Origin of the sequence: Pseudomonas sp. GD03944 (genome assembly GCF_029839275.1) — a bacterium.
Lineage (GTDB): Bacteria > Pseudomonadota > Gammaproteobacteria > Pseudomonadales > Pseudomonadaceae > Aquipseudomonas.
The window spans coordinates 38,433-59,105 of sequence record NZ_JAOCAH010000005.1 but is presented as its reverse complement, the minus strand read 5'-3'; the positions used below and the strand labels follow the sequence as shown (position 1 = coordinate 59,105).

Here is a 20,673-nt window from a genome sequence, read left to right as displayed (position 1 = left end):
AGGTGTTGGTCATGTCGCTGCATCGTTTGCTGATTCCCGCTTTCTCTCTTCTGCTGGCCGGTCCGGTGCTGGCGGCCGAGTGCCCGCCGCTGCTGCAGGGCGAACTGCCCAAGCTGCGCGCCAAGGAAACCATCGACCTGTGCCAGTTCGCCGGCAAGCCGCTGGTGGTGGTCAACACCGCCAGCTTCTGTGGCTTCACTCCGCAGTTCAAAGGCCTCGAGGCGTTGTACCAGCAGTACAAGGGCCAAGGGCTCGAAGTGCTGGGCGTGCCGTCGGACGATTTCATGCAGGAGTCGAACGATGCCGAGGAGACCGCCAAGGTCTGCTACGTCAACTACGGCGTGACCTTCACCATGACCGAAACCCAGCCCGTGCGCGGCAGCGACGCCATCCCGCTGTTCAAGGAGCTGGCGGCCCAGAGCGAGGCGCCGGGCTGGAACTTCGCCAAGTACGTGGTCGATCGCAAAGGCCAGGTGGTCGCGCGTTTCTCCAGCCGCGTGAAGCCGGATGATCCGAAGCTGATCGAGGCGGTCGAGAAGGCCATCGCCTCGGCGCCTTGAGCCGCTGAAGGCCCCGAACGAAAAAGCCGCCGTGGGTTGCCCCACGGCGGCTTTTTCGTTCAGGCGTACCGGTGGATCAGAAGCGGTAGGTCACCTGGGCACCCAGGCCATGGGCCGAGTTCTTGTAGCTGGAGCGGTAGGCACCGCGGCTGGCGCTGACGTGGTCGATGTCGACCTCTTCTTCGCGCAGGTAGGAGTACGCGACGTCGATGGTCATGTCGTCGTTCGGGCTCCAGCCGGCGCCCAGGCTGAGGATCTTGCGGTCACCCGTGGGGATGCGCGGCGAACGGTCGACGTTGTTGACCGGCGACTGGTCCACGGCCAGGCCGGCGCGCAGGGTCCACTGCTTGTTCAGCTTGTAGGACGCACCCACGGCGTGGGCCCAGGTGTCGTGCCAATTCTGCTCTTCGACGATGTTGCCGAAGTTGCCGGCCAGCGGCGCGGGCACGCCTTCGTTGACCACGCGGATTTCTTCCAGGCGGCTCCAGCGGGTCCAGGTGCTGCCGGCGTACACGGTCCAGCGGTCGTTGAGCTCGTGGGTGATGGACATGTCCACCGACTCCGGGGTCTTGAGCTTCAGCGAGGCATCGTATTCGTTGCCGTCGAACGGCCCGAAGCCGCTGCCACGGATCAGGGTGTCGCCTTCGAGCTTGTAGTCGACCATGGAGTGGTAGGTCAGGCCGAAGCGGGTCTGCGGGGTGACTTCGAACAGGAAACCGATGTTGTAGCCGAGGGCGGTGTCGTTGCCGCGGATCTTCACCTGGCCGTCGTTGGTGGTGGGGGTGGCCGGGTTCAGGGTGGCGGAGCTCAGCTCGCCGTCGATGCGGTTGATGGTCGGGCCGAAACCGATCGACAGGTGGTCGTTGAAGCGGTAGCTCAGGGTCGGCTGCAGGGTGATCACCCGCACTTCGCTGCGGTCGCCGTAGTAACGGCCTTCGAAGCCACGCTCGTAGTCGGTGATCAGGCCGAAGGGCACGTACATGCCGAGGCCGAAGGTCCAGTTGTCATCCAGCGGCTTGACGTAATAGCCCATGGGCGCGGCCACCAGCGGCACCATGTCGCCGTCGTTGCTGCCGCCAGCGCTGAACGGGCCGACGGCACTGGAGGCGTCGTCGATATCGGTCTTGGCGTGGATCACGGCGAAACCGCCGCTGACCTGCTCGCGCTTGAGGCGCGACATGCCGGCCGGGTTACCGAAGACAGTGGTGGCGTCCTCGGCGGAGGAGGAGCGACCCGCGAAGGCGGTGCCCATGCTGCTGACGCTTTGTTCGTTGATGGCGAAGCCGCTGGCGAGGGAATGGGTGGAGGTAGCGGCGATGGCGAGGGCCAGGCTGGTCTTGAGGACTCTTTTGCTCACGGGGGACTCCTTGGAAACGGGGGGCGCAACCTATCAGGATTTCCTGACCCCTGCAAAGCCAATGAAGTTCCAGAAATAAATCGATTTTTGTCCTCGAAAGGCCGGTGATAGACGCAATTGTCCGCATTTTGTTGCGGGTGGTTTCGAGCCGGCTCACGCCACTTGACTGAGGGAGCCGATACAGCGTTGCCAGGCGTCGATGAATTCCCGTGGGCGTCCGTTGGGCTGGAACACCTGCCGCCAGACCTGGGCCAGGCCGAGCAGGTCGTCCGCCTCGGGCAGGGGCGTGTCCTGGGATTCGATCAGCATCCAGGCGATGGCAGTGGCGTAGCGCAGGTTGACCGTCAGCTCCAGGTGCGGCGCGCTGAGAAAGGCGTGCTGGCTGGCCAGCCCGCGCACCTGGCTGGCCAGGTCCGGGTCGCGGGCCAGGTGCAGGTCCCAGAGTTGCTGGTGGCGGCTTTCCGCGATGCGGTACAGGCCATGGCCGCGGCGGTCGTCCAGGGCATGGCCCAGGCCCGACTGGCAGGCGGCGGTGCCCAGAAGCAGGGCTTCGGCAGAGGGAGAATGGCGCCCCAGGTAGAGGAGGGTAGGGCGGATGACGTATTGGCTCAGCTCGCAGGCGGCGATTCCCATGGGGGCCTCTCACTCGAAAAGTGACCGGTGGGGCCTGGGCGCATGGCAGCTTCTGATGATTTTAGTAAAGGCCCCACCGGAAGCGGGTTTAGCCGCTTGTTTTGAAGTGTAGTGCGACCTTTCTGGTGTAAAGGGCTGTTTTTAAATTGTTTTAGGCTTTCGGTTATTGCCGATATTCCTAGCGGTGCTTAAGCCGCGCCGCCCGGGCGGACGCACGCGGGCGGCGCCTGCGTGCTGGTTTTGCCTCAGTCACCGGTGGCGACGGGGCGTGCCGGGTCGGTGATCCACTCGCTCCAGGAGCCGGCATAGAGCGGCGCTAGGGGGTAGCCGGCGAGGCTCAGGGCGAACAGGTTGTGGCAGGCGGTGACGCCGGAGCCGCAGTAGGCCACCAGTTCGCTGGCCGGGCGTTCGCCAAGGTGCGCGGCGAAGCGCTGGCGCAGGGCCTCGGCCGCCAGGAAGCGGCCGTCGCTGCCCAGGTTGTCGGTGAACACCGCGCAGCGGGCACCGGGAATATGCCCGGCCACCGGGTCCAGTGGCTCCACCTCACCGCGAAAACGCGGCAGGGCGCGAGCGTCGAGCAGGGTCAGCTGCGGGTTGTCCAGGCGCTGCTGTAACTGGTCGGCGCTGAGCAGCAGAGTGGCGTCGGGCTGTCCGTCGAATTGGCCAGGCGTAGGCGCAGTCTGGTCGGCCGTCAGCGAATAGCCCGCCTCGCGCCAGGCCTTCAGGCCGCCGTCGAGCAGGAACACGTTGTCGCGCTTGCCCAGCCAGGCCAGCAGCCACCAGGCACGGGCGGCGAAGGCACCTGGGCCGTCGTCATACAGCACCACGGTGCTGCTGTTGTTCAGGCCCCAGGCCCGCAGTTTCCGGTTCAGCTCGGCGGCATCGGGCAGCGGGTGGCGGCCGGTGACCCCCTTGTGGATGGGGCCGGAGAGGTCATGTTCGAGGTCGGCGAACTGCGCGCCGGCGATATGGCCTTCGCCGTAACTGCCCTGGCCGTAGGCCGGGTCGTCGAGGGCGAAGCGGCAATCGAGCAGCACCAGGTCGGCGTCGCCGAGACGGGCGTGCAGGTCGGGGGCATTGATCAGTCGGGCGAGCGGCATGGCAGACCTCTGGCGTGTCGAGAATGCCGAGCATCATAGCCGTAAGCGGGCGGCTGAGGGGTAGGGGTGCGTAGCCCCTCAAGCGGCCTGCACGGCGCTCGCTCCTCTGGTGCGATGATTCTGGTGAATTGCACTGTTTCTGTGCGATAGACGGGTTTATTTGGTGCGCCGAAAGCTCGTTCCGCGGGATTTTCCTGTGCGGCGGGGATTGGTGGGTTTTTGTGTCGCACTAAAAAGTTTCACGAAAGCGACATTTTGATCTGTTTTGGTGCTTTTGCGCCTGATAGAGTGCCGCGCATTCCGTTTTCCGTTGCGCTGAGGTGCTCCATGTCGATGTCCGTTGAAGCTTTCCTGTCTCGCCTCAAGCAGCGCGATCCCGATCAGCCCGAATTCCACCAGGCCGTGGAAGAAGTGGTGCGCAGCCTGTGGCCCTTCCTCGAGGCCAACCCGCGCTACCGCGAGGCCGGCATTCTCGAGCGCATGGTCGAGCCGGAGCGCGCGATCCTGTTCCGCGTGCCGTGGGTCGACGACCGTGGCCAGGTGCAGGTCAACCGCGGCTACCGCGTGCAGATGAGCAGCGCCATCGGCCCGTACAAGGGCGGCCTGCGTTTCCACCCGTCGGTGAACCTGGGTGTGCTCAAGTTCCTGGCTTTCGAGCAGGTGTTCAAGAATTCCCTGACCTCGCTGCCCATGGGCGGCGGCAAGGGCGGCTCGGACTTCGACCCCAAGGGCAAGAGCGAAGGCGAAGTGATGCGCTTCTGCCAGTCGTTCATGAGCGAGCTGTACCGCCACATCGGCGCGGACCTCGACGTGCCGGCCGGTGACATCGGCGTTGGAGGCCGCGAGATCGGCTACATGTTCGGCCAGTACAAGCGCCTGTCGAACCAGTTCACCTCCGTGCTGACCGGCAAGGGCCTGACCTACGGCGGCAGCCTGATCCGCCCGGAAGCCACCGGCTACGGCTGCGTGTACTTTGCCCAGGAAATGCTCAAGCGCCTGGATCAGGGCTTCGAAGACAAGCGCGTGGCGATTTCCGGCTCCGGCAACGTCGCGCAGTACGCTGCGCAGAAGGTCATGGAGCTGGGCGGCCGGGTGATCTCGCTGTCCGATTCCGAAGGCACGCTGTACGTCGAAGGCGGCCTGAGCAGCGAGCAGTGGGGCTACCTGATGGACCTGAAGAACGTCCGTCGCGGCCGCCTGCGCGAAATGGCCGAGCACTATGGCCTGCAGTTCCTCGCCGGCCAGCGCCCGTGGCACCTGCCGTGCGACATCGCGCTGCCGTGTGCGACGCAGAACGAGCTGGACGGCAACGACGCCCGCACCCTGCTGAAGAACGGCTGCATCTGCGTGGCCGAAGGCGCCAACATGCCTTCGACCCTGGAAGCCGTGGACCTGTTCGTCGAGGCCGGCATCTGCTACGCACCGGGCAAGGCCTCCAACGCCGGTGGCGTGGCCACCAGCGGCCTGGAAATGAGCCAGAACGCCATGCGCCTGCACTGGAGCGCCGGCGAGGTGGACGAGCGCCTGCACGGCATCATGCAGAACATCCACCACGCCTGCGTGCACTACGGCGAGGAGAATGGCCGCATCAACTATGTCAAGGGCGCCAACATCGCCGGCTTCGTCAAGGTCGCCGACGCCATGCTGGCCCAGGGCGTGGTCTGACTGTTCCCCGCGTGTCGATCGACAAGGCCCCGCGTGCGAACGCGGGGCCTTGTCGTTTCTGGCGGTTGTGCCCGTGAGCGGCAGGCCGACGGATTCCCGCCCTTTTGTGCTCGGCTTCAGGCATGCTGCCGCCCCTGTTTTTCGTTCTCAGGTTTTCGCCCCATGAAGCGCTTCGTTTTGCTCGATACCGCCCCGATCCCCGGCACAAACGGCGCCCTGTGCCTGTTCGAATACGGCGAGGATTTCGTGATCAAGATCGCCGGCGGCGATGGCGGGCAACTGATGAACACCCGCATGCACGGTTCCGAAGACGCCCTGGCGGCGCTGCCCTGCAAGCAGGTGGCGAGCCGCCCGCAGGCGCGGGTGCTGATCGGTGGCCTGGGCATGGGCTTCACCCTGGCCTCGGCCCTGCAGCACCTGGGGGCCGACGCGGAGGTGGCGGTGGCCGAGTTGGTGCCCGGGGTGGTGGAGTGGAACCGTGGCCCGCTGGGCGCCAAGTCCGGCTACCCGCTCAACGACCCGCGCACGCGGATTCTCCAGGAGGACGTGGCCAAGGTGCTGCAGGCCTCCAGCCAGGCCTATGACGCGATCATGCTCGACGTCGACAACGGCCCCGAAGGCCTGACCCAGAAGGGCAACGACTGGCTGTATTCCATGGAAGGCCTGCGCCAGTGCGCCAAGGCCCTGCGGCCCAAGGGGATGCTGGCGGTGTGGTCGTCCAGCGCCGACCGGGCGTTCTCGGACAAGGTGCGCAAGGCGGGCTTCAAGGGCGAGGCAGTGCAGGTCTATGCCCACGGCAACAAGGGCACGCGGCACACCATCTGGATTGCGCAGAAGGTCTAGTCGTAGGGGAGATCGGGGCGCGTAGGGTGGATGACGCTGTTTTCATCCACCGAGATCGTAAGGTCGGCGGATGGGCTGGATCAGTGCAACCGAGGCGTCATCCAGCCAACCCCGCGAGGACGTGCGGGCCAGCTGGCCCGCACGCCTGAAACGGCTCAGTGAATCTTCAGCTTGCCGATCCGATCATTATCCAGGCTGCCGAAATACAGGTAATCGCCCACCGGCTTCACCGAGGTGATCATCCGCAGGTGGGTGCCGCTGGTGTCGTGCAGGCTGCGCACGATCTCGCCCTGTTCGTTGAGGGCGATGGCGAAGCCGTAGGGGATTGCCTTCGGCCACAGCGCGCGCGGCAGCTTGGCCATCTGCGCCTTGAGCCACGGATGGCGGTGCAGGAAGTCGGCATCGGCCTTGCGCGGGGTCGGCAGGGCCACCCAGAAGGTGCCCTGGCGGTCGCCCTGCAGGTTGTCCGGCAGGCCCGGCAGGTTGTCGATGAAGATGTCGTGGGTGCCAGCCTTCTCGCCCTTCAGCCAGTAGCGGGCGATGCGGTAGCGATAGGTCTCGTTGACCAGCACGAAGTCTTCGTTGGCTGACAGCGCCACGCCGTTGGCGAAGTACAGGTCCTTGACCAGCACCTTGGTTTCGCCGCTGGCCGGGTCGTAGCTGAGCAGGCGGCCGTGGGGGCGGGCTTCCAGCAGGTCGAGCAGGTAGTCGGGCTGTTCGAAACGCGAGCTGGCGTCGGTGAAGTAGATGACGCCGTCGCTGCCGATATCCAGGTCATCGGTGAACTTGAACGGTACGCCCTCGGCTTCGGTGGTGAGCACGGTGATCGCGCCCTGCGGGTCGATGCGCAGCAGGCCCTTGTAGGCGTCAGCGAGGATCAGGTTGCCGTCGGCGTCGAAATCCATGCCCAGCGGGCGGCCGCCGGTGTCGACGAAGGTTTCCACGCTGCCGTCGGCGGTGATGCGGACCACCCGGCCATCGTGCAGGCCCGCGTAGACGCGGCCCTCGGCATCGACTGCGGTGTCTTCCGGGCCATGCACCTGGCCGCGGGCCAGCAGTTCCGCCTTCATCAGGGTGTCATTGGGCTCCAGCGGGCCGGTCATGGGTGGGGCCTCGGCCGCCTCCCAGGCGAGCGGGTCGATGGGGCTGGGCGTCACGGCCAGGTACAGGGCCGCCGCAGCGATCACCAGCACCAGCACCAGCAGTCCAAGCAGTTTTTTCATTGTTGTCATTCCTTGTGCGCAAGCGGACCGGGTTGAATCGGCGCAAGCGTACACGGGGCGGGGCACGGCGGCGAGTGGTGGCATATCGGGCCGCAGCTTCGGCGCCGGGCGATATATACTGCGCGGCATTCTTGATGGGAGTGCCGTGTGGCTATTGATATTCAGTGGATCCGTGACGACGCCAGCCTGGCCGAGCACTGTGCCGCCTGGCGCGCGTTACCGAGTGTCGCTGTCGACACCGAATTCATGCGGGTCGACACCTTCTACCCGATCGCCGGCCTGCTGCAGGTCAGCGACGGGCAGCGGGCCTACCTGATCGACCCTCTGCTGGTCCGGGACTGGGCGCCGTTCGCCGCGCTGCTCGAAGACGAGGCGGTGATCAAGGTGCTGCACGCCTGCAGCGAAGACCTCGAAGTCTTCCTGCGCCTGACCGGCAGCCTGCCGACGCCGCTGTTCGACACCCAGCTGGCGGCCGGCTACCTCAACATTGGCTTCTCCATGGGCTATTCGCGTCTGGTGCAGAGCGTGCTGGACATCGAACTGCCGAAGGGCGAGACCCGTTCCGACTGGCTGCAGCGGCCGCTGTCCGAGACCCAGATCAGCTACGCCGCCGAAGACGTGCTGCACCTGGCCGAGGTCTACGCCAGCCTGCACGCGCAACTGAGCCCGGAGAAACACGCCTGGGTGCTGGAAGACGGCGCCGAGCTGGTGGCCAACCTGGGCCGCGAAGTCGACCCGGACGAGGCCTACCGCGACGCCAAGCTGGCCTGGAAGCTGTCACGCCAGCAACTGGCGGTGATGCGCGCCCTGTGCGCCTGGCGCGAGCGCGAGGCGCGGGCCCGCAACCAGCCGCGCAACCGGATCATCCGCGAGCACTCGCTGTGGCCCCTGGCCCGCACCCAGCCGGACAACCTGGTGGCCCTGGCGCGGATCGAGGACATGCACCCGAAAACCGTGCGCCAGGACGGCGAGTTCCTGCTCAAGCTGATCAAGGATGCCGGCAGCGTGCCGCCCGCCGAGTACCCGGCGGCGCTGCCCGAGCCACTGCCGATCGAGGCCGCGTCGCTGCTGAAGAAGCTGCGGGCCATCGGCCAGCGCGAGGGCGAGCGGCTTAACATCGCCCCCGAGCTGATGCTGCGCAAGAAGACCCTCGAAGCCTTGCTGAAAACCGGCTACCCCAACGGGCCGTACCAACTGCCGGATTCCCTGCGGGGCTGGCGCCGCGAATTGATGGGCCAGGCCTTGCTCGACTGCCTGGCCGGCGAAGGAGAAACCGCGTGAAACGCATCTGTTCCATCTACAAGAGCCCGCGCAAGAACGAAATGTACCTGTACGTGCTCAAGAGCGATGCGCTCAAGCGGGTGCCGGAAAACCTGCTGGCCGCATTCGGGCCGCCGATCCACACCTTCGACATGGTCCTGACCCCGGAACGCCAGCTGGCCCGCGAGGACATCGCCAAGGTCCTGGCCAACCTGGACGGGCAGGGCTATCACCTGCAGATGCCGCCGGCCGAGGACGAGTACATCGAACACCTCCCGGAAGAACTGCTGCGCCGCAACGATCCGGTGTGACCCATGCGCCTGCTGCTGGCTGAATCCGCCCACGCTGAATACCGTGCCCTGCTGGGCGAGGCCATGCCTGGGCTGGTGATTCAGGCCAGTGCCGAGCCGGCTGAACTGAAGCGATGGGCGGGGGAGTGCCCGCTGTGGCTGGGCCAGCCGGACCTGCTGGCTGCACTGTTGCGCCAGGGGCACACGCCGCGCTGGTTGCAGTCAACCTGGGCGGGGATCACGCCGCTGCTGGCCAGCGACCTGCCCCGTGATTACCTGCTGAGCCGTGCGGTGGGCATTTTCGGTCAGGTCATGGCCGAGTACGTGCTGGGCCATATCCTGGCCCACGAACGCCAGCTGTTCGCTCGGCTGGCGGCGCAAGTGGAGCAGCGCTGGGACCACTCACTGCCGCGCAGCCTGGCGGGGCGCCGGGCACTGATCGTCGGCACCGGCGATATCGGCCAGCGGGTGGCGGCGTTCCTGGCACCCTTCGGTATCGAGCTGAGCGGCGTTGCCAGCAGTGCCCGGGATCTGCCGCCCTTTGCCGAAGTAGGGGGCATGACCGACCTGCCGCGCCTGGCCGCCGACGCCGACTACCTGATCAACCTGTTGCCCGATACGCCGAGTACTCGCGACCTGTACGACGCCCGTCTGTTCGCCGGGCTCAAGCCGAGTGCGTTGTTCATCAACGCCGGGCGCGGCGTGGCGGTGGTCGATGCCGACCTGGTGGCAGCGCTGGAGCAGGGGCACCTGGCCGGGGCGGTGATCGACGTCTGCCGCCAGGAGCCGCTGTCGGCCGGCCACCCGTTCTGGACCGCACCGCGCCTGCTGCTCACCGGCCACAGCTCGGCCCCCACCGACCCGCGCCTGATGACCTGCCTGTTCCTCGACAACCTGGCCCGTTACCAGCGCGGCGAGGCGCTGGCCGGGCAGGTGGATTTCGCCCGCGGTTACTGAGCCGGCCTCTGATGGCTGGCCATGATCTTGTTGATACGCATGAAGAGCTCGCGGGCAAGCCCGCTCCTACAGGGGCGCTGGCCTTGTCCGCTAATCGGTGGGCAGACCCTGTAGGAGGGGCCTTGGCCCCGAGCTCGGCGGTTGCTGCCTTGAACAGGTTTGCTGGTCCGCCAGAGAACGTGCGAACAATTGATATGCGCTGGGGACGCGGAGCGTCCCGGGCTGCATTCCCACGCAGAGCGTGGGAACGATCAGCATGCGTCGACCCCAACGTAGCCTGGGTGGAGCGAAGCGATACCCAGGATCTAATGGCCCTGCGTTCGTGTGGGAACGATCAGTCGGTGGGGACGGCACCGTGACCACCATCCAGCGCACCGCCCTTGGCCGGCGGCAGGGGCCACGCTAGACTGCCGGCCTTTTCGCCCGTCACTCGTATGTCTTGCCATGGCCGCCAAAGTCGAACCCTTCTGGAAACGCAAAACCCTCGCTCAGCTGGACCAGGAGGAGTGGGAGTCCTTGTGCGATGGCTGTGGCCTGTGCTGCCTGCAGAAGCTGGAAGACGAGGACGACGGCAGCGTCTATTACACCCGCATCGCCTGCAAGTTGCTCGACCTGCAGACCTGCCGTTGCACCGATTACCCCAACCGCGTGCAGTTCGTGCCCGATTGCATCCAGCTCACCCCGGCCCAGGCCGACCAGTTCCAGTGGCTGCCGCCGACCTGCGGCTACCGCCTGGTCAGCGAGGGCAAGGACCTGCCGCTGTGGCACCACCTGGTGTGCGGTGACCCGGAAGCGGTGCATATCGAGCGCATTTCCCAATCGGGTCGTATGCTCAGCGAGAAGAACGTCGCCGAGGACGATTGGGAGGACTACCTGATCTTTCGCGCCGGTTGAATTGCCACGTCGTTTATCGGTCTACGCCTAATCGCCCCGCCAACAAGGAGTTGCCCATGCCGATTCGCCGCTTGTCGTTATCTGCCGTTCTGCTGTGCCTGAGCGCCCCCTTGTGGGCCGCCCCGCACAAGGTCGACCTGGACTACCAGGTGAAATTCCTCCCGGACAGCGACACCGCCGAGGTCAGCATGACCCTGGAGAAGGGCGACCGGGTGCACTATTTCGATTTCGACCTGGGCGAGAAGGGCTACTACAGCGACTTCAGCGGTGACGGCGAATGGACCCAGGAAAGCCCCGAGCGCGGCACCTGGAAGCCGGGCAAGGGCAAGAGCACCCTGAGCTACCGGGTGCGCATCAGCCACCCCCGCGACGAAGGCCGCTACGACGCGCGCATGACCGAGGACTGGGCGCTGCTGCGTGGCGACGACCTGGTGCCCAGCGCGCGCTACAGCCAGCCGGACAACGTCGAGCTGGTCGCGCGCCTGACCTTCGACCTGCCCAAGGGCTGGAACGGCGTGGAAACCGGCTGGCCGCGGATCGGCAAGAACAAGTTCCGCATCGACAACCCGACCCGTCAGTTCGACCGCCCCACGGGCTGGATCCTCGCCGGCAAGATCGGCACCCGCCGCGCCAAGCTCGGCGAGACCGATGTCACCATCGCCGCGCCGGTGGGCGAGGGCATGCGCCGCATGGACATCCTGACCCTGCTGACCTTCGTCTGGCCGGAAGCCCAGGCAGTGTTCCCCCGTGATCCGGGCAAGCTGCTGGTGGTCGGCGCGGGTGACCCGATGTGGCGCGGCGGCCTGTCGGCACCCAACTCCTATTTCATGCACGCCGACCGCCCGCTGGTCAGCGAGAACGGCACCAGTTCCCTTGTGCATGAGCTGGTGCATGTCTTCAGTCGTATCAGCGACACCGACAAGAGCGACTGGATCAGCGAGGGCCTGGCCGAGTACTACGCCATCGAGTTGATGCGCCGCGCCGGTGGCCTGAGCGAAGACCGCTACCAGAAGGTCCGCGAGCACCTGATCAAGTGGAGCAAGCCGGTGGATTCGCTGCGCACCGAGAACTCCACCGGGCCGATCACCGCCCGCGCCGTGCTGCTGTTGCAGGAGCTGGACCGCGAGATTCGCCAGGCCACCAAGGATGCCCAGCCGCGTTCGCTGGATGACGTGACCCGTGGTCTGATGCGCCTGGACAAGGCCAGCACCAAGGACTTCATCGAAATCAGCGAGAACGTCATCGGCGGTAAATCCAAGGTGCTGGACACCAAGCTCCTGCGCTGATCGCCGCGGGGTTGCGCCAGCCTGCGCGGCAGGCTGGCGCCTTCCTTTCCCTGTCTTTCTGCATTCGGCGGCTTGACCGCCACCCATGCGCCACTATCTAATGACAAGCATTCTCATTTGGCGCTTGTCGATTCGCTGCATCCTGCTGCGTTTCCCGGTTGCCTGTGGTCGGGGAGCAGGGTGGTGGCAGTAATCAACAGTGCGGCGGTCGGGCATGGATGAGCAGTTCCGTGGCTCGGTATCCGGGGCCTACCGCGCCTTCCACGCCGAGTTGCTGAAATTCCTCGGCAAGCGCCTGGGCAGTTCCGCCGACGCCGCCGACCTGGCCCAGGACGCCTTCACCCAGTGGCTGGACTGGCGCGACCGGCGCGCCGTCGAGCAACCCCGTGCCTTTCTCTTCCAGATCGCCCGCAACCTGCTGCGCGACCACTGGCGCCGCCAGCAGGCGCGGCCCCAGGCCAGCGAGGACGTCGACACCGGGCAGGTGCTGGAGGCCATGGTCGATGAACAGGGAGCGAGCCCCTTGGAAAAGGTCGAACAGCAGCAACGCTTGCACCTGCTGGCCCAGGCCCTGGACGACCTGTCGCCGCGCCGGCGCGAGGCCTTCGTCCTGCACAAGTTCGATGGCCTGTCCCAGGCCGACGTGGCGGCGCGCATGGGGATTTCCCTGAGCATGGTGGAAAAGCACATCGCCAGTGCGCTGCTGCATTGCAAGCGGCGCGTGGAAGGCGAAGGCATGGCGGACGAGGCATGAGCGAGCCCATAAAAAAGGATGTCCCGATGGCCATCGACGAGCAGGCCGCAGCCTGGTTCAGCCGGCGTTCCGCTGGCGGTCTGTCCGCGCACGAGCAGCGTGAGCTGGACGCCTGGCTGGCCGTCGACCCGGCCCATGCCCGGGCCTTTGCCGACCTGAACCTGATCTGGGCGGACCTCGACCAGCTTCAACGCCCGGTGCTGCGCCAGGCCACCGTGACGCCGTTGCGCCCGCGCAAGCGCTGGCTGCCCGGTCGGGCACTGGCGGCCTCGGTGGTGTTTGCCTGCGCGCTGCTGGCGCTGTCGCAGCCAGGCTTCATCGGCGGGGCGACCCAGCGGCTGAGCCTGGTCAGCGCGCCCGGTGAGCAGCGCCAGGTACTGCTGGAGGATGGCACCCGGGTCGACCTCAATGTCGGCACGCGCCTGGAGGTGCGCCTGTACCCGGACCGCCGCGAGGCCGAGTTGCTGGCCGGCGAAGCCTTCTTCGCCGTGGCCGCCGATGCCGAGCGGCCGTTCGAGGTGCGCGCCGGGGAGGGTTGCGTGCGGGTGGTCGGCACGCGCTTCAGCGTGCGCCGCGGGAGCGAACATCTCGCCGTGGCGGTGGAGAGCGGCAAGGTGGCGGTGCAGCCGTATGTGGGGCAGGCGCAACCGGCGATGCTCGGCGCGGGTGACGGCCTCGATTACGACTACCGCAGCGACACCCTGCAGCAGCGGCGCCTGAGCGCGGAAGAAATCGCCAGCTGGCGGCGCGGGCAGTTGATCTTCCACGACCGCCCCCTGGCCCAGTTGCTCGACGAGTTGTCCCACTACCGGCAAGCCCCGGTGGTGCTGGCCGACGTGCGCCTCGGCGAACGGCGGGTCTCCGGCAGCGTGAACATCGCGCGGCCGGATGCCTTCCTCGCCGCATTGCCGCAGTTGCTGCCGGTACGCATCGAGCACCAGGCCAACGGCAGCGCCTCGATTCACGCACGCTGAACTCCGCACTGACCAGGCCCGCCGAGCGGGCGCTGGCGCAGGGTTTTGCGGCCTCTTTTTTTTTGATGCAAATATTTTTCATTTGCATATGCGGGTTTTGCCGCGTGCTGCGTCTTCCTGATGTCCGCCGCATGCCATGGCGGTTTTGCAGTACTTGGGGAGATTTGCATGAAAACCCGCACCACCCGTTTCGCGCTGCGCCAGCTCTGTGCCGGCGGTGCCCTGGCGACCCTGCTACTCAGCGGCAACGCCCTGGCCCAGGAATACGCCTTCGACCTGCCGTCCCAGCCGATGGCCAGTGCCCTGACCGCCCTGGCCCAGCAGAGCCAGTTGCAGATTCTGTTCGATGAATCGCAGCTGCATGACCTGTGGGCGCCGTCGCTGTCCGGGCACTACAGCGCCGAGGTGGCCCTGCAGCGCCTGCTGGTCGGTTCGGGTCTGGAGCTGGTGCCGGCGGGGGATGGCTACGTGGTGCGCCGCCGCCCACAGCAGGACAGCGCGGACAACGCCATCCAGCTGGATTCGCTGACGGTGGTGGGCAGCGGTACCCAGGTCGATGCCAGCAGCGTCGGGCGCTCGACCCTGACCCGCCAGGAGATCGAACGTCAGCAGGCCGACAACATTCCCTCCTTGCTGCAGACCCTGCCCGGAGTGACCATGGGCGGCTCGTCCAAGCCCGGGGGGCAGACCGTGAATATCTGGGGCCTGGGTGATGCCGAAGACGTGCCGTTCACCCTGGACGGTGCCTCCAAGAGTGGCTTTGAGCGTTACCAGCAGGGCACGGTGTTCATCGAGCCCGAGTTGATCAAGCGCATCGAAGTGGAGAAGGGGCCGTACTCGGCCTTCACCGGCAACGGCGGTTTCGGCGGCACCGTGCACATGGAAACCAAGGACGCCCCCGACCTGCTGGAGGACGGGCGCAACGTGGGCGCCATGCTCAAGTACGGCTACCACAGCAACGACCAGCAGAAGATCTACAGCGGGGCGGTCTACGGCCGAACCGAAGACGGCCGGGCCGACGGCCTGGCCTACCTGACCACCCGTGATGGCCGTGACGCCAAACTGGCCGGCAACATCCAGCTGGAACCTGGCTACGAATATCCGGCGCGTTACCCGCACACCGACCAGAAACTGGACGGTGTGCTGCTCAAGGGCAACTTCCAGGCGACCGAAGAACACGGCTTCGGCCTGACCTTCATGCGCTCGCGTACCGAACAGTTCGCCCCTTTCAGTTCCACCGGTTTCCTGGTCCCGAGCAAGTTCAGTATCGACCGTGCCGGCAGTCTTGAAGCGGCCATGGCGCGTAACCTGGCAGATCGCGAGGTGGAGGACACCACCTGGGCCGGCAAATACACCTATCAGCCCCTGGACAACCCCTGGATCGACCTGAAAGTCACGGCCTCCTACTCGGAAACCGAGCAGATCGACGAGCGCCGCGAAGGCGCCAACTATGCGCTGACCTCCGGTGGCCGCTGGATCCGCACCGACTACCAGGACAAAGTGTTCGAGGTGCGCAATATCAGCCGCTTCGAGACCGCCGCCCTGGAACACGAGCTGACCACTGGCGTGGCCTGGCACCACCACAAACGTGACGTGCTGATGTACCTGCCGGGCACCACCTACAACACGCCGCGCTACAACTACGGCTGGTTTCAGCCCTATTTCATGCCCCGCGGCGACCAGCAGACCCGCAGTTTCTACGTGCAGGACGCCATCACCCTGGGTGACGTGACCATCACCCCGTCCATGCGTTTCGATGCGGTGCGCAACGAGGGCAAGGAGAACCTGGCGCCGGTCTACAACAACGCCGCCCTTGGCCACGACTACAGTGCCCAGGAGTACTCCGGCTGGTCGCCGCGCCTGTCGCTGTACTGGCGCGTGACCGAGAACGTAGGGCTGTTCGCCGACTACGCCAAGACCTGGCGCGCACCGGTGATCGACGAGCAATACGAATTGCAGAACAGCACCACCTTCGGTGGCACCAGCCGCGGGTTGGACCCCGAGCGCATGCGCGGCGTGCGTGGCGGCAGTGTGGTCAGCTTCAACGACGTGTTCAACGATGAAGATAACCTGCAGGTGCGCACCACGCTGTTCCACCACAAACTCGACGACGAAATCTTCAAGTTCCGCAGCATCGCCTGTGAGCGTCAGGCCGCCGAGGGTGGCAGCATTTCCGCCAAGTGCGCCGAGCTGTTGCCGCTGCCCAACTACCGCAACCTGAACGCGGTGACGATCAAGGGTTTCGAGGTGGAGAGCTACTACGACAGCACCTACCTGTTCGGCAGCGCGTCGTATTCCTGGATCAGTGGCAAGCACGACGGCGCCTACAGCAACCCCTGGGGGCCGGACGTCTGGGCCCGGGATATCCCGGCACCGAAGTGGGTGGTGATGGCCGGTGTGAAGCTGCCGCAGATTCACACCCGCTTCGGCTGGCAGAGCGAGTTCGTGCGCAAGACCGATCGCGCCCCGGGCGATCTCTACGACGTGAGCGGCGAATCGGTGTGGAATGACTACAAGAACGACAGCTACGACACCCACCGCTTCTTCGCCGAATGGGCGCCGCAGCGGGGCGAGCTCAAAAGCACGCGGGTCAACCTGACCGTGGACAACGTGTTCAACCGCTTCTACCGCGCCAACCTGAGCGGTGACAGTGCCTACAGCCAGGGCCGCAACGCCAAGATCAGCATTACCCAGTTCTTCTGAGGTGGGCTGCCGCGGGGGTTACTTGAACTTGGGCCCGGAGCGGGTGTTGTTGCCCTTGGCCAGGCGGTCGTAGAGCACCACGTTGACCGTGGCGGCGAGGTTCATGCAGCCCTCGGTGGGGATGTAGATGACGTCCTCGCACCAGGCGCGGATGTCCTCGTCCAGGGAGCCGTCTTCCGGGCCGAAAATGTACAGCGCGCGGTCCGGGTGGGTGTATTGCGGCAGCGGGCGGGCGCCCTCGACCAGCTCCACCGCCACCGGCGTGCAGCCCAGGGGCAGGATCTTTTTCAGGTCGTCGATGCCGATCAGGGGGATGTCCTGGTGCACGCGCTTGGTGTCGGTGATGAAGTCCCGCGCCCGCTCGTAGCGGGTGCCGGTGTAGAACACCGAGGCCACGCCATAGCAGCCGGCGGCGCGCATCACCGAGCCAACGTTTTCCGGGGATTTGGGGTTGTACAACCCGATGCAACTGTACCGTTTGTTCGCCACGACGCTGTGCCAATGCAGAAAATGGCGGCGATTATACGGCCTGGCGCCAGGGGGTGTTGGCGTTTCATCGCCCTGGCGTGGTCGCCCGTGAAGCGCCAGTGCCTCGGAACCCGGCGCGAACGCGAGCGGCTGAGGTAGCATGTGCCTCGCGCCAGGCCCGGAGCAGGGCGCGCGCTACTCCCGTGTCTGCCGGATGATCGCCATGGACAAACTGTTGGCCCTCAAGCTGTTCGTCGAAACCGTCGACGCCCGGGGATTTTCCGCGGCGGCGCGCAAGCTCGGCGTGGCCACCTCGTCGGTGACGCGCCTGGTGGATGCCCTGGAGGCCGAGCTGGGTACGGTGCTGCTCAACCGTTCGACCCGGCAGATCAGCCTGTCCGAGGCCGGCGCGGCGTATTACGCCAGGGCCCGGGCGATCCTCGGCGCGGTGGCCGAGGCCGATGCCCAGGTCGCTGACCGGGGCGAGGAGCCGGTCGGCCTGCTGCGGGTCAGCGTGCCGGTGGAATTCGGCCGCCGCCTGATCGCCCCGCACCTTGGACGGCTGCTGGTACGGCATCCGGGGCTGGAACTGAACCTGACCCTCAGCGACGACATCGTCGACCTGCTCGGCGAGCGGATCGATGTGTCGATCCGCCTGGGCAACGCCCTGCACAACGAGGACATCGTCAGCCGCCCCATCGGCCAATTCCAGCGCTGGCTGGTGGTCAGCCCGGATTACCTGGCCACGCACCCGCTGCCGACGGAGCCCGAGGACCTGCTGCAGCACCCGTGCCTGCGCTTCGACTATGGCACGCCCCAGCAGGACTGGACCTTCCAGCGGGCAGGCGAGACCCGCTCGGTGCGCATCGACGGCCGGCTGCGCAGCAACAATGCCGACATGCTGCGCGAGGCGGCGCTGTCCGGTGCGGGCATCGCGCTGCTGGCCGACTGGCTGGTCCGGGCGGATGTCAGCAGCGGCCGGCTGACCCGCCTGCTGGAGGACTACGAAGCCAACCCCGGCCAGGCCCGCACCTCGATCAATGCCCTGTACCTGCCCAACCACCGCGGCTCGCGCCGGGTGAATGCCTTTATCGATTTTCTCGAAGAAATCCTGCGCGACGCCCCGTAGGGATTCACCTGCGTCCAGTCGCACACGCCCCGTAGGAGCGGGCTTGCCCGCGAGCTTTTCTTTTACGGTGTTTCGATGTCTACCCTGCGATAGCCGAGCTCGAGGCCAAGGCCTCTCCTACAGGCGTCCGGAAGGTGGCTGGCATTGCGTATGGCGCAATGCTGCGTTGCGGTGCCGGCCGATTCTCCAGCGGCGTGCGGGTCTCTACCGTGGTGACGTGTTCATCTGTAGAGGCTTCGCTGACATGGAACCCATCGCGATCCGCATCGCGTTCGACTTTCTCTGCCCCTGGTGCTGGATCGGTCAGGTGCGCCTTGGCCGGGCGATCCACGACCTGGGGCTGGACGATCACTGCATGCTGTCCTTCACGCCGTGTCGCACCGGGCTGCGGGTGCCGGCGGCCGGGCTCGATTGGCAGACCTATCGGATCAGCCGCTTCGGCAGCTGGCTGCACAGCCAGGCCCATTATGCCGAGGTGATCCAGGCGGGCCAGGCCCTGGGCCTGGTATTCGACTTCGCCCGTATCCGTACGGCGCCCAACACCCTGGCCGCGCACCGCTTGATGGGGTGGGTGCAGGGCCAAGGGCAGTCGGCAGCGGCGTTGTCGCTGGCGCTGTTCCAGGCGCATTTCAGTGACGGCCGCGATATCGGCAACCCCCAGGTCCTGGCCCGTATCGCCGCCGAGCATGGCCAGTCCACGGACGACGTGCTGGCCTTTCTGGCCAGCGACGAGGGCGTGGCCGAAGTGCTGGCGCAGGAGCAGGCCGAGCTCGCCAGCGGCCAGGGGGCGATCCCCCGTTTCCAGCTGCCCGGTACCACCATCAGCGGCGCCCAGTCCCAGCAGATTTTCAGTCTTGCGCTGGCCTGTCACGTCTCGCCCACCGAGAGGAACGGCCCGTGACGCACCGCCATCCCGACCCCTTCATGGCCAGACAGTGCGGCCGCATCGACCACCTTCAACAGGCAAACCCGACATGAACGATCTGACTGCCCTGCGCCTGGCCCAGGCGCCCCACACCCTGACCCGCGGCCTAGTGCTGCTGTTCGCCTTCTGCTGCGGCGCCATCGTCGCCAACCTGTATTACGCCCAGCCAATCGTCGAGCTGATCGCACCGTCGGTGGGGCTGTCCGCCCAGAGCGCCAGCCTGATCGTCTCGCTGACGCAGATCGGCTACGCCGCCGGGCTGTTGCTGCTGGTGCCCCTGGCCGACCTGGTGGAGAACCGCAAGTTGATGATCGGCACCGCGATTATCGCGGCAGCGGGGCTGTTGGCGGCGGGGCTGTCCAGCGAGCCGAATCTGTTTCTCGCGCTGTCGCTGCTGATCGGCTTCAGCTCGGTGTCGGTGCAGATGCTGATCCCCCTGGCTGCGCACCTGGCGCCGGAAGAATCACGGGGCCGGGTGGTGGGCAACATCATGGGCGGGTTGCTGCTGGGCATCCTGCTGGCACGGCCGCTGTCCAGCCTGGTGGCGGACCACTTCGGCTGGCGCATGGTGTTCATCGCCGCGGCGCTGCTGATGCTCGCGATCATCCTGGTGATCGCCCTGACCATCCCATCCCGCACGCCGACCCACAAGGCGACCTACGGGCAACTGATGGGCTCGCTGCTGACGTTGTTGCGCAGCCAGCCGGTGCTGCGTCAGCGCGCGTTCTACCAGGGCCTGGTGTTCGCCAGCTTCAGCCTGTTCTGGACCGTGGCGCCCATCGAGCTGGCCCGCCACCACGGCCTGTCGCAGACGCAGATCGCGCTGTTCGCCCTGGTCGGTGCCATCGGTGCGTTCGCAGCGCCCATGGCGGGGCGCCTGGCCGACGCCGGTCATACCCGCAAGGCGTCCATCGTCGCCCTGCTGGTGGCGTCGCTGTCCTTCCTGATCGGCTGGGGAGGGGTGGGCTACAGCGTGATCGGCCTGGCGCTGACCGGCATCTTTCTCGACTTCGCTGCGCAGATGAACATGGTGCTCGGCCAGCGCGAGGTGTATGCCCTGGATCCGGCCAGCCGGGCGCGGCTCAATGCGCTGTACATGACCAGTATCTTCATCGGCGGCGCCATCGGTTCCGCACTGGGCAGCCCGCTCTACGAGGCCCTGGGCTGGCCGGCGATCGTCATGGCCGGTGCGGCGCTGCCGGCCATTGCCCTGGTGGCCTTGCTGCTCGGTGGGAGAGGGCGCTAGTCGCCCTTGTTCATCAGCGCCGCCAGGTTGGCGAAGGGGTTGTGGGTGACCTTCTTGCCGATGGGGGTGCTGGTGGAGCCTTCGCTGAAGTACTGCTGGTCGGTGTAGCGCGCGTGCTCGTTGTCGTGGCAGAACAGGCAGAGCAGCTCCCAGTTGGAACCGTCCTGCGGGTTGTTGTCGTGGTTGTGGTCACGGTGGTGCACGGTCAGCTCGCTGAGGCGCTTGCCGGAGAACTCGCGGGCACAGCGGCCGCAGACATGGGGGTACATCTTCAGGGCTTTCTCGCGGTAGCCTTCTTCGCGGTTGCGCTGGGCCTCGGCGAGGATACGGTCGAGCTTGCCGGTGGGGGTGTTGCTGCTCATGGGGATTCTCACGGTGGGTGCGGCAGAAAGTGACAGTGTAGTCC

20 protein-coding genes are annotated in these 20,673 nt (G+C 66.3%); 14 read left to right on the top strand and 6 right to left on the bottom strand.

The window, feature by feature from the left end:
• Positions 1 to 11 precede the first annotated feature (11 nt).
• Positions 12 to 560: a redoxin domain-containing protein gene (locus N5C28_RS09895; RefSeq protein ID WP_279821949.1), complete on the top strand. Its 549-nt coding sequence runs from the start codon at positions 12 to 14 to the stop codon at positions 558 to 560.
• Positions 561 to 636: 76 nt separating this feature from the next.
• On the opposite strand, the gene N5C28_RS09890 is transcribed toward N5C28_RS09895, so the two are convergent.
• From N5C28_RS09890 to N5C28_RS09880, 3 genes are all read right to left on the bottom strand, one after another.
• A complete protein-coding gene (locus tag N5C28_RS09890; protein ID WP_279821948.1) occupies positions 637 to 1,917 on the bottom strand; it encodes an outer membrane protein transport protein in 1,281 nt (426 codons plus the stop codon).
• A gap of 153 nt (positions 1,918 to 2,070) precedes the next feature.
• Positions 2,071 to 2,550, bottom strand: coding sequence for a hypothetical protein (locus N5C28_RS09885; protein ID WP_279821947.1), 480 nt, complete (start codon positions 2,548 to 2,550; stop codon positions 2,071 to 2,073).
• A 245-nt stretch (positions 2,551 to 2,795) separates the two neighbouring features.
• Positions 2,796 to 3,650: a sulfurtransferase gene (locus N5C28_RS09880; protein ID WP_279821946.1), complete on the bottom strand. Its 855-nt coding sequence runs from the start codon at positions 3,648 to 3,650 to the stop codon at positions 2,796 to 2,798.
• Positions 3,651 to 3,977: 327 nt separating this feature from the next.
• Here N5C28_RS09880 and gdhA point away from each other — a divergent pair, with 327 nt between their 5' ends.
• Both gdhA and N5C28_RS09870 read left to right on the top strand, forming a co-directional pair.
• Entirely contained in the window at positions 3,978 to 5,315 is a 1,338-nt protein-coding gene (gdhA, locus tag N5C28_RS09875) for an NADP-specific glutamate dehydrogenase (protein WP_279821945.1), read from the top strand.
• A 162-nt stretch (positions 5,316 to 5,477) separates the two neighbouring features.
• Positions 5,478 to 6,158, top strand: coding sequence for a hypothetical protein (locus tag N5C28_RS09870; protein ID WP_279821944.1), 681 nt, complete (start codon positions 5,478 to 5,480; stop codon positions 6,156 to 6,158).
• Between the two features lie 155 nt (positions 6,159 to 6,313).
• On the opposite strand, the gene N5C28_RS09865 is transcribed toward N5C28_RS09870, so the two are convergent.
• Positions 6,314 to 7,381: an SMP-30/gluconolactonase/LRE family protein gene (locus N5C28_RS09865; RefSeq protein WP_279821942.1), complete on the bottom strand. Its 1,068-nt coding sequence runs from the start codon at positions 7,379 to 7,381 to the stop codon at positions 6,314 to 6,316.
• A 147-nt stretch (positions 7,382 to 7,528) separates the two neighbouring features.
• Here N5C28_RS09865 and rnd point away from each other — a divergent pair, with 147 nt between their 5' ends.
• From rnd to N5C28_RS09825, 8 genes are all read left to right on the top strand, one after another.
• Positions 7,529 to 8,662, top strand: coding sequence for a ribonuclease D (rnd, locus tag N5C28_RS09860; protein WP_279821941.1), 1,134 nt, complete (start codon positions 7,529 to 7,531; stop codon positions 8,660 to 8,662).
• Positions 8,659 to 8,952, top strand: a complete 294-nt coding sequence (locus N5C28_RS09855) for a YcgL domain-containing protein (protein WP_279821940.1) — start codon at positions 8,659 to 8,661, stop codon at positions 8,950 to 8,952. Before rnd ends, N5C28_RS09855 begins: the two co-directional genes overlap by 4 nt.
• 3 nt (positions 8,953 to 8,955) lie before the next feature.
• Positions 8,956 to 9,888, top strand: coding sequence for a D-2-hydroxyacid dehydrogenase (locus tag N5C28_RS09850; protein ID WP_279821939.1), 933 nt, complete (start codon positions 8,956 to 8,958; stop codon positions 9,886 to 9,888).
• A gap of 444 nt (positions 9,889 to 10,332) precedes the next feature.
• Positions 10,333 to 10,782 (top strand): YcgN family cysteine cluster protein, encoded by a 450-nt coding sequence (locus N5C28_RS09845; RefSeq protein WP_279821937.1) that lies wholly within the window; start codon positions 10,333 to 10,335, stop codon positions 10,780 to 10,782.
• Positions 10,783 to 10,838: 56 nt separating this feature from the next.
• On the top strand, positions 10,839 to 12,068 hold the full coding sequence (locus tag N5C28_RS09840) for a hypothetical protein (RefSeq protein WP_279821936.1): 1,230 nt from the start codon (positions 10,839 to 10,841) through the stop codon (positions 12,066 to 12,068).
• A 214-nt stretch (positions 12,069 to 12,282) separates the two neighbouring features.
• Entirely contained in the window at positions 12,283 to 12,822 is a 540-nt protein-coding gene (locus N5C28_RS09835; protein WP_279821935.1) for a sigma-70 family RNA polymerase sigma factor, read from the top strand.
• 26 nt (positions 12,823 to 12,848) lie between these two features.
• On the top strand, positions 12,849 to 13,796 hold the full coding sequence (locus N5C28_RS09830; RefSeq protein WP_279821934.1) for a FecR family protein: 948 nt from the start codon (positions 12,849 to 12,851) through the stop codon (positions 13,794 to 13,796).
• Positions 13,797 to 14,087: 291 nt separating this feature from the next.
• On the top strand, positions 14,088 to 16,499 hold the full coding sequence (locus N5C28_RS09825) for a TonB-dependent hemoglobin/transferrin/lactoferrin family receptor (protein ID WP_279822251.1): 2,412 nt from the start codon (positions 14,088 to 14,090) through the stop codon (positions 16,497 to 16,499).
• A gap of 18 nt (positions 16,500 to 16,517) precedes the next feature.
• Here N5C28_RS09825 and N5C28_RS09820 read toward each other — a convergent pair whose 3' ends face one another.
• Entirely contained in the window at positions 16,518 to 16,988 is a 471-nt protein-coding gene (locus N5C28_RS09820; RefSeq protein WP_279821933.1) for an RNA methyltransferase, read from the bottom strand.
• Between the two features lie 202 nt (positions 16,989 to 17,190).
• On the opposite strand from N5C28_RS09820, the gene N5C28_RS09815 reads away from it, so the two are divergent.
• The 3 genes from N5C28_RS09815 (at position 17,191) to N5C28_RS09805 (ending at position 20,267) form a co-directional block, all read left to right on the top strand.
• Entirely contained in the window at positions 17,191 to 18,096 is a 906-nt protein-coding gene (locus N5C28_RS09815; RefSeq protein ID WP_279821931.1) for a LysR family transcriptional regulator, read from the top strand.
• Positions 18,097 to 18,340: 244 nt separating this feature from the next.
• Positions 18,341 to 18,997 (top strand): DsbA family oxidoreductase, encoded by a 657-nt coding sequence (locus N5C28_RS09810; protein ID WP_279821930.1) that lies wholly within the window; start codon positions 18,341 to 18,343, stop codon positions 18,995 to 18,997.
• Between the two features lie 73 nt (positions 18,998 to 19,070).
• On the top strand, positions 19,071 to 20,267 hold the full coding sequence (locus N5C28_RS09805; RefSeq protein ID WP_279821929.1) for an MFS transporter: 1,197 nt from the start codon (positions 19,071 to 19,073) through the stop codon (positions 20,265 to 20,267).
• Here the strand turns inward: N5C28_RS09805 and N5C28_RS09800 are convergent.
• Positions 20,264 to 20,629, bottom strand: a complete 366-nt coding sequence (locus N5C28_RS09800; protein WP_279821928.1) for a YajD family HNH nuclease — start codon at positions 20,627 to 20,629, stop codon at positions 20,264 to 20,266. The genes N5C28_RS09805 and N5C28_RS09800 overlap by 4 nt on opposite strands.
• Positions 20,630 to 20,673: the final 44 nt, after the last annotated feature.